The organism is Brevundimonas sp. UBA5713 (assembly GCF_002419815.1).
Taxonomy (GTDB): domain Bacteria; phylum Pseudomonadota; class Alphaproteobacteria; order Caulobacterales; family Caulobacteraceae; genus Brevundimonas.
Genome location: NZ_DIGV01000039.1, coordinates 1 through 8,637 on the forward strand (window position 1 = coordinate 1; position 8,637 = coordinate 8,637).

9 protein-coding genes and 1 pseudogene are annotated in these 8,637 nt (G+C 64.0%); 1 reads left to right on the forward strand and 9 read right to left on the reverse strand.

Annotated features, from left to right (window positions below):
* Positions 1 to 95 precede the first annotated feature (95 nt).
* The 5 genes and pseudogenes from lpxK to B3B04_RS09460 form a co-directional block, all read right to left on the reverse strand.
* Positions 96 to 1,106 (reverse strand): tetraacyldisaccharide 4'-kinase, encoded by a 1,011-nt coding sequence (lpxK, locus tag B3B04_RS09440; protein ID WP_292042240.1) that lies wholly within the window; start codon positions 1,104 to 1,106, stop codon positions 96 to 98.
* A complete protein-coding gene (locus B3B04_RS09445) occupies positions 1,103 to 1,969 on the reverse strand; it encodes a 3-deoxy-D-manno-octulosonic acid transferase (protein ID WP_292042243.1) in 867 nt (288 codons plus the stop codon). Before B3B04_RS09445 ends, lpxK begins: the two co-directional genes overlap by 4 nt.
* A gap of 52 nt (positions 1,970 to 2,021) precedes the next feature.
* Positions 2,022 to 2,414: pseudogene (locus B3B04_RS09450) on the reverse strand (3-deoxy-D-manno-octulosonic acid transferase); the annotation flags it as partial.
* A gap of 2 nt (positions 2,415 to 2,416) precedes the next feature.
* Entirely contained in the window at positions 2,417 to 3,103 is a 687-nt protein-coding gene (locus tag B3B04_RS09455; RefSeq protein WP_292042247.1) for a lysophospholipid acyltransferase family protein, read from the reverse strand.
* Positions 3,100 to 4,965 carry an ABC transporter ATP-binding protein gene (locus B3B04_RS09460; protein WP_292042250.1) on the reverse strand — a complete coding sequence of 622 codons (1,866 nt, stop codon included), beginning with the start codon at positions 4,963 to 4,965 and terminating at the stop codon, positions 3,100 to 3,102. Before B3B04_RS09460 ends, B3B04_RS09455 begins: the two co-directional genes overlap by 4 nt.
* Positions 4,966 to 5,070: 105 nt before the next feature.
* Here B3B04_RS09460 and B3B04_RS09465 point away from each other — a divergent pair, with 105 nt between their 5' ends.
* Positions 5,071 to 5,736 carry a fused DSP-PTPase phosphatase/NAD kinase-like protein gene (locus B3B04_RS09465; RefSeq protein WP_292042284.1) on the forward strand — a complete coding sequence of 222 codons (666 nt, stop codon included), beginning with the start codon at positions 5,071 to 5,073 and terminating at the stop codon, positions 5,734 to 5,736.
* A 6-nt stretch (positions 5,737 to 5,742) separates the two neighbouring features.
* Here B3B04_RS09465 and B3B04_RS09470 read toward each other — a convergent pair whose 3' ends face one another.
* From B3B04_RS09470 to B3B04_RS09485, 4 genes are all read right to left on the reverse strand, one after another.
* Positions 5,743 to 5,967 (reverse strand): hypothetical protein, encoded by a 225-nt coding sequence (locus B3B04_RS09470; RefSeq protein ID WP_292042252.1) that lies wholly within the window; start codon positions 5,965 to 5,967, stop codon positions 5,743 to 5,745.
* Between the two features lie 116 nt (positions 5,968 to 6,083).
* Positions 6,084 to 6,323 carry a DUF4170 domain-containing protein gene (locus B3B04_RS09475; RefSeq protein ID WP_292042254.1) on the reverse strand — a complete coding sequence of 80 codons (240 nt, stop codon included), beginning with the start codon at positions 6,321 to 6,323 and terminating at the stop codon, positions 6,084 to 6,086.
* Positions 6,324 to 6,352: 29 nt separating this feature from the next.
* Positions 6,353 to 7,147, reverse strand: coding sequence for a 3'(2'),5'-bisphosphate nucleotidase CysQ (locus B3B04_RS09480; protein ID WP_292042257.1), 795 nt, complete (start codon positions 7,145 to 7,147; stop codon positions 6,353 to 6,355).
* Positions 7,144 to 8,499 carry a TldD/PmbA family protein gene (locus B3B04_RS09485; RefSeq protein WP_292042259.1) on the reverse strand — a complete coding sequence of 452 codons (1,356 nt, stop codon included), beginning with the start codon at positions 8,497 to 8,499 and terminating at the stop codon, positions 7,144 to 7,146. The genes B3B04_RS09480 and B3B04_RS09485 overlap by 4 nt, the downstream gene beginning before the upstream one ends.
* Positions 8,500 to 8,637 lie beyond the last annotated feature (138 nt).

An 8,637-nucleotide genomic window follows, 5' to 3' on the forward strand; every position in this document is an offset into this window, starting at 1 on the left:
GGCTATGAGTCCTGAGCCTAGGGGGAACCCCTTAATAGCGTGGCAGTGCGAATATTGTGCCCAAAGAAAGAAGGTAAATTGTAAATTAAAGTTTTTTACGCACTCATAAGCTGCGTGACGAGACTTTTGAGATCTCTCAGATTGTCAAATTTCACCTGAAGTGGCCAAAAATTGACACTTTGCCGCCATGTTTGAGGAAGTCTCACCCAGTCCTTTTCGGTGGTCACAATCTCGGCATCGAACACCGCAGCGCGGTCTTTGATGAAGGCAAAGGTCTGTGCGGAAACCTCTGCATGATCCGGCAGCGGGATGAAGTCCTTGAGGTCACAGCCCGCGGCGATCAGCGAGCGTTCCACCTTCCAGGGCTTGGCAATTCCCGCAAAACCGACCTGTGGACCGGCGGGGGGCGGCTCCAGCGCCAATAGTTTGGCGGTAAAAACAGGCTTGGAGCCGAACTCTGCGACCAGTTCCGGGTCGGCTTCGTCGACATCGGTGGGCAGCAGCACAATCACGGCATCGGCGCGGGCCATGCCTGCCTTGAACGGCTCGCGCATCGGGCCGGACGGAAACACCGAGCCATCACCGAAAGGCCACTCCATATGCCGGGTCTCGCCATCGACCACGATCAGGCTGAGGGATTTTTTCAGGGCGGGGTTCTGGTGGCCATCATCCAGCACGATGACATCGGCTCCCGCCGCGACCGCGGCCTTGGCACCGGCCACGCGATCGCGGCTGATAAAGGCCATGCCGTCCTGCGCCAGCATCAGGGGCTCGTCGCCCACATCAGCGGCCGTGTGCACCGTCAGATCAACCTGAACAGGGCCTTCCAGCTTGCCGCCATATCCCCGCGACAGGGCGGCGGGGGTATGACCCATCTCGCGAAGCAGTTTCAGCAGTTCACGGGTGACAGGGGTCTTGCCCGAGCCCCCGACTGTCAGATTGCCGACCGAGATGACCGGCACGCCCACGTCCACGCCCTCGGTCTTGGCGATCCGGCGTGCCGTTACAGCGGCCCACAGCCACGAGGCGGGCTTGAGCGCCGCGCGCGTGATCGGGGCGTGACGATGATCACGGCTGTACCACCAGCGCGGGGTGTTGAGCTTCATCGGGGTTTCCGTGGGGCAGTCTTGGGGGCGTCGGGGAGGTGGGCCTGCAGGGCCCCCCACAGGCGGTCGAGGCCGGCGGCGGCTTCATTGGCGGCGCGGCGAGCACGGTGACCCATCTCTTGTGCCTGTTCAGGGCGCTCCAGCAGGGGGCGGACCTCGTCGGGCAGGTGGTCGTGAGACAGCACAGTGGTCAGGCCACCAGCCTGTTTCAAAATGCGGTTCACCTGTTGCCAGTTGGAAGCGTCGGGGCCGCTGATGGCGGGCTTGGCCAGACGCGCAGGCTCCAGCGGATTGTGACCGCCCACTGTGCCACCGCCCAGTGCGGGCGCAAACGATCCGCCCATCACCACCACATCGGCCAGACGCATGAACAGGCCCAGCTCTCCCAAGGTGTCGGCCAGATACAGGTCCACGTCATCGGCAATGTCACCGCCGACGCTGCGGCGGGTCATGCGCCAGGCATCGCGGCGCAACTCCTCGGCGACGTCGGGTGCGCGGTTCGGGTGACGCGGTACCACGATCAGCAAGAGGCGCGGGGCAAGACCGCGCAGCACCTTGGACAGGGCCTGTTCCTCATTCTCGTGCGTCGAGGCCAGCACGATGACCGGGCGATCGCCGATCAGGGCCGACAGGCGCGAAAACTCGGCGCGGTCATAGGGAAGGGGCTCACCGGACAGTTTCAGGTTTACCTGACCTTCGACGCGGGCCCCCATGCGGGTCAGGCGCTCGCAACCTTCCTCGTCCTGTGGCCAGACATGGTCGAAGGCCGACAGAAGCTGGCGCGCCATACCGGGGGCCTTTTTCCAGCCGTCCTCGGTCTTGGCGGTAATGCGGGCGCTGACCAAGGCCAGAGGAATNNCCACGCTGTCGGGCCGCCATAATCATATTGGGCCACAGCTCGCTCTCGACGAAGATGCCCAGTTGCGGCTGCCAGTGGTCCAGAAAGCTGACCACGGCATTGGGACCGTCCACCGGCGCAAACTGGTGGATCACGCCCTGCGGCAGGCGGGGCTGGATCACTTCGGCAGAGGTCAGGGTGCCCGTGGTGACCAGCACTGTCACGTCGGGGCGGTCCTTACGGATGCGTTCGGCCAGCGGCAGGATGGACAGGGCCTCGCCGACGCTGACGCCGTGTATCCAGATCAGAGGGCCATCGGGGCGCGCACGACCGGGCAGGCCGAGGCGCTCGTCCACGCGGGTGTCGCTTTCCTTGCCCTTGCGCACGCGGGCATCCAGCAGGCGCGGGATCAGAGGCTCCAGCGCGCGGGTGGCCAGCCGATAGGCGCTGAGGGCGGGGCTGAAGCTCATGGCTAGAGGCGCTCCAGTCCGGTAATTTCGTCGGCGCGGGCCTCGACGGCGGTCAGGCGCTGGGTCCAGTCCTTGGCGACTTCGGAGACATCACCGCCCTCGGGAAAATGGGCCAGATCCCAGACGATGGCCCCCTTGGCGAACGGCAGGGGGATCAGGGCGCGGTCCCAGCTGTTCAGGCGAATGGCGGGTTTGCACGACAGGCCGATGAACAGCACCGGAGCCTTGGACATGCGGGCCATGACTGGCAGGCCTTCGGCCATAGAGCGGGCAGGGCCGCGCGGGCCGTCCGGCGTGATGGCCAGACCGCCGACCTTAAGCTGTTTCAAACCATCGCGCAGGGCTTGCGTCCCGCCCTTGGTCGCTTCCTTCTTGTCCTTATTGGCCGCAGAGCCGCGCACGGCGGGAATGCCCAAACGGGCCACCGCCTTGGCGATGAATTCGCCATCGGCAGACAGGGAGATCATGGCCTTGGCCGGCTGGGCACGATCCAGTGGCCAAGACGCCTTGGCGATGGCCAGCCGCGAATGCCAAAAGGCGATCAGCACGCCGCCGCCCTGTTTCCAGACGCCTTCGGCCAGATGGGCGTTCTCGTGCTCCCAGCGGATGGTGGCATAGCAAAAGCGCAGCCATTCGGAGAGCAGGACGGAAACGACCTGCTGGATGTGGGGGTTACGAAGAGGCCTCATGCGCCGGTCTCGTCAGGCAGCAGATCAAGGGGGAAGTCTACCGGCGTGCCGTCCAGCGATTGCTGGCGGGCCAGTCGGGCATATAGGCCACCATGGGCGACCAACTCATCGTGCGTGCCCTGTTCCACCACTTCACCGGCGGCGATCACATAGATGCGGTCGGCATTGCGCACGGTCGACAGGCGGTGGGCGATCATCAGGGTGGCGCGGCCTTCCATCAGGCGATCCAGCGCCTGTTGAACCAGAGCCTCGCTCTCGGTGTCCAGTGCGCTGGTGGCTTCGTCCAGCAGCAGGATGGGCGCGTCCTTCATAAAGGCGCGGGCGATGGCAATGCGCTGGCGTTGACCGCCGGACAGACGGGCACCGGCCTCACCCACGCGGGTCTGATAGCCGTGGGGCAGGGCCATGATGAAGTCATGCGCCGCTGCGGCCTTGGCGGCCTCGATAATGGCCGCTTCGCTCGCGGGCTCGCGGCCATAGGCGATGTTGGCGGCAATGGTGTCGTCGAACAGGAAGGGCTCCTGGGTCACCAAGGCGATATGGTCACGCAGGGATGACAGGCTCAGCTCGCGCAGGTCGATGCCATTGGCGGTGATGCGGCCACCGGTAACGTCATAAAAACGCGGCAGCAGGCTGAGGATGGTGGACTTGCCGCCGCCCGACGGGCCGACCAGCGCCACGGTCTCGCCGGGCGAAACGGTAAAGCTGATGCCTTTCAGGGTCGGCACGGGGCCAGAGGCGGTGTTGTAGGCGAACTCCACCTGTTCAAAGCCGAGCTCGACCGGACCGGGGGGCAGGGTCTGCGGCTGGGCCTGTTCGCGGATTTCCGGCTGGATATCGAGCGCGTCAAACAGGCGAGACGCGGCCGTCATGCCTTCGGACATGACCGTGGTCAGGTTGGACAGCTGGCGCAAAGACTGGCCTGCAAGCATCAGCATGCCAATGAAGGCGGCAAAGGCCCCGACCGACATCTCGCCCTTGCTGGCGCTCCAGCCTGCATAGCCGATGACGGCGGCAACGATGGAATAGGCGATGATGTCGGACGCCGGACCCGAGAAGGCGCGGCTGTCGGCCCCCTTGATCACATGGCGTTGGCGGCGGTCGATGACGGTTGCGACATTGGCCTCTTCGGCCTGTTCGCGGTTTTCGATCTTGATGACGCGCACGCCGTCCAGATTTTCCATCAGGGCCGAGGACAGGGCCTCGGTCTCGGCCATGGCTCCCTTGGCGGCCTTGCGCGATTTCTTGCTGAATTTGCGCATGATCAGGCTGACGGCAGGTACACCGAGCAGCACGATCAGCGTCAGGGGCAGGTCGATAAAGGCCATGGCCACCATGACGCCCACCAGTACCAGCACATTCTGGCTGTAGTTCACCACGCCATTGGTGAAGGCCTCGCGCACCAGATTGGCGTCGAACAGCACCGAAGAGACAAAGGTGCCGGAGTGCTGGTTGCGCAGGCGCGACAGATCGGCGTGGATCATGCGCGAAAACAGCTGCTTTTGTATATCGCCGACAATGCCGTGGCCCAGACGGTTCACGACCGCGGCCTGTCCGGCCATGGCCAGAGAGCGCATAACCGACAAAGCGATGATGATCGCCGGTATCAGGATCACCAGTGCCGCTGGCGAAACTGTGAACAGTTTCAGGAAACGGACGGGGCCGTCATGTTGTTTGAACAAAAGGTCAATAGACGGTTCAAGGAACCGCAAAAGCCCCGCCGTCAGCGCACCGCCCAGTGCGGCCAGAAACAGCGAGGCGAAGAAGGCAGGTTTGTGCTGTGACAGATAATCCCGCCAGATACGAGACAGCATGGGCCGAAGCGGTGGCTTGGCATCGGTCTTGGGGGCGGGCTGGGTCATGGCACTTCGGTCGAACGACTGGAGCTGCAAGTCAAGCTCCGGATAGAGAGAGGTCTGTGAATGGAGAGGCGTGACCTCAACGCCTGTGGCGGCTATCTGTCGGCCATGTCGCGTAACGATCTGTCCTCGCCGTGGGACCGTTTCAAGGCTTATTGGTCCTATTTTTGGGCCGATCACGCCTTTCTTCGTATCAGTTTCACCAATGCCCACTGGGTGGGGACCGATCTGGTGCGCACCAACCAGCCGTCGCCGCGCCAGCTAAGGTGGTGGAAGTCACAGGGTATCCGCACGGTTATCAATTTGCGCGGCGTGCGCGATGAGGCCTTTTACCCGTTGGAGCGCGAGGCGTGCCAGCGTCTGGGCCTGACTTTGATCGATGCGCCGCTGGATTCGCGTGATGCGCCGTGCGCTTTTCGCATCCGCCGCGCCAAGGAATTGTTCGAGACGGTCGAATATCCGGTGCTGATCCACTGCAAGTCAGGGGCGGACCGTGCCGGTCTGATGGCGGCGCTGTACCGTTATTTCCGCTTGGGCGAACCCATGTCGGAGGCCGTCAGGGAACTGAGCCGCCGCACCTTGCATAATCGCGAGGGCAAGACCGGTGTGCTGGACATGGTGCTGGAAACCTATGTCCGCGAGATCGAGCCGACCGGACGCGACTTTCTGGACTGGGTGGAGAGCCCCGATTACTGCCCGTGCACCATGACCAAGGCGTTCCGCTCGCGTTGGTGGGGGGATCTGCTGGTCGAACGGATACTGTGCCGCGAATAGGCTAATTCAGCCCCAAGGTCCGCGCTTGTCCTGATCGGTCGGTTGGGGCGGCGGGGCAGAGGCGGCAGCTTTGCGCTGTTTTTCCTGTTCCCGGCGGGCCAGAGCCTCGTTCAGCCAGCGGTGCGAGGCGCGGCGGCCCCTGACGACCATCAGCAGATAGACCAGCGCCAGCATCATCGAGACGAGGCCGAAGATCTCTTCTCCCGACAGGGTCTGGCCGAACAGGGTCATGGGTCCATCCTCATTGCTGCTGACCCATAGATAGGCAAAGGGCGGCTGAAGCCAATGCTTACAGCCGCCCTTGCGTCAATGTGGTCGCTTTATGCGGCCCTTGACCAAGCCTTTGATCAGTTGGCGTCGCCGCGCGGATCGATCAGCTTGTGGGCGTGCAGGATGAAGAAACGCATGTGGGCGTTGTCGACAGTGGCTTGGGCGCGAGCCTTCCAAGCCTTCTTGGCTTCCTCGTACGAGCCGAAGGCACCGACGAACTCGACCTCGCTCAGGTCGCGGAAGGTCGGTTCCGACGGGTGACGCATTTCGCCACCGATGACGAGGTGAAGCAGTTGAGGTTCAAGCTTGTCAGCCATGGAGAGGGGCCTATTGCACAGGTGAGGGGTCAGAAGGTCAGCGGGATAGGCGCAGTGCGCCGAATTATCAACGGATGAAGCGCAGGGGCTGCACAAATCATGCTAGTTTGTCGCGGATCGTGGCGGTTAAACCGCCATTTGCGGCCCTGATGGTCACTGACCATCGCGCCCGCTTCCTGTGCGATAAGCGATCCGGCGCAAACATCCCAGTCCCACTTTGGGCTGATGGCAATGGCCGCATCGAAGGCTCCGGCCGCTACCAGAGCCATGCGGTAGGCCAGCGCATTGCGCTTCGAGAAATTCATGTGCGGCCAAGGCTCGTCCCACTCGCGCGCCTCCATCAGGCGGGCGTCGGCCAGCAATTCGGCCTCTTCCAGTTCATAGGTGTCTGAGGCGGTGATGGGGCGGCCCTGCAGGCGGGCCCCGCCGCCAAGGGTGGCCTCGAACATCTCGCCCAGCACGGGGGCATAGATGGCGGCAGCCACCGGCTCTCCGTCCTCGACCACGGCGATGGGGGTGCACCACCACGGCTTGTTTTTCATAAAGGCCGAGGTGCCGTCGATAGGATCAACGACAAAGATGCGCTTTTTCGACAGCCGGTCGGTGGTGTCGGCGGTTTCTTCGGACAGCCAGCCATAGTCGGGCCGCGCCGTCAGCAGGCGTTCTTTCAGGAACTGGTCTACGGCCAGATCGGCATCCGTGACCGGAGAGGCGTTTTCTTTCGACCAGACCTTGAGCCCCGCCTCGCGATAGTCGAGCGCCAACTGGCCGGCGTCAAAGGCGGCCTGTCGGATCAGGGCAAGGTCTTGGTCGAGAGAGGTCATTTACCGGCGATGGCTACCTTGTCGAACAGAAGCGACGGGGCATTGAACGCGCCACGGAACTCAAGGTCTCCGGCGCGTTGCAAGCGGGCGTAAAGATCGACCAGATTGCCGGCCACGGTCACTTCACTGACCGGATAGGCGCGCTGGCCGTTCTCGAACCAGAAGCCCGACACCCCGGCGGACCAGTCGCCCGTGTTGCCGTTCAGCGAGGGGCCGAACATGGAGGTGATCAACAGGCCGGTGCCCGCCGATGCCATCAGATCATCCAGTGTGCCTTCGCCCGCCGACAGATTGACGTTGTGTGCCGACACGCCAGACGGACCGACCAGACCGCGCGAGGCGTGCCCCGTCGAGGTCAGACCCAGTTGCGCCGCCGAGGCGGTGTTCAGCAGCCATGTGGTCAGACGGCCATCCTCGACCAGTTTGCGCGGCTCGACGCGGACGCCCTCGTCATCATAGGGGGTGGAGCCAAAGGCGCGCGGGCGGAACGGATCGTCGATCAGGTCCACCCCTTGCGGCAGGACCATCTGTTCCAGCTTGTCCTTCAGGAAGGACGAACCGCGCGCAATGGCGGTACCGGCAATGGCCCCCAGCAGAGGCGACAGCACCTGCGTGGCGACGCGGTTTTCAAAGATGACGGGTGCGGTGGTTGAGGCAATCTTACGGGCCCCTACGCGGGCCACGGCGCGCTCGCCTGCGATGCGGCCGATCTCGGCATTGGAGGGCAGGTCGGCATGGTGGCGGAAGGAGCGGTATTCACCGCCGCGCTCCATGGCCCCGTCCTTTTCGGCGATCACGCCTGCGCCGACCGAAAAGGCGCTGCCGCGATGTTGGCCGACAAAGCCGTGGGAGGTGACCAGTTGCCATTCGCTGGACGACCATGAGGCGTCACCGCCTTCGGAGCGCGACACGCCGCCCACGGCCATGGCGGCCTGTTCGACGGCGAGGGCGTCCTGTTCCAGTTGTTCGGCGCTGCGCTCGGTCGGGTCGTAGAGGTCCAGCTCCGGATGCGGACCGCGCGCCAGCAGTTCTTCGGGGGCCAGCGCGGCATAGGGGTCTTCGGGAGCCAGACGGGCCATGGCGATGGCGCGCTCGACCAGACGACCACGGGTCGGTTCGGACAGGTCGGACGAGGAGACCGTGGCCTGACGCTTGCCGATGAAAACGCGCAGGCCCAGATCGGTCGCCTCTTCGCGCTTCACGTCTTCCAGCGCGCCATTGCGCACCCCGACGGACAGGGCGGCGCTGCGGGCGGTTGCGGCCTCGGCAGCGTCGGCGCCAGCCTTCAGCGCAGCGGCGACCAGATCATGCAGCATTTCATGGGCGGGGGAGGAGGGCGTCGGTTCGGACATTCACCGGATATGACCGACCCCGCCCACGACCGCAACCGTTCAAGAGGGTTAGCGCCTCATAGGTCATGGATATTGGCGATTAGGGGAAGTAGTCCACGACCGCGCGCCTGTTTAACGGTTCTCGCGTATTGGCAGGGG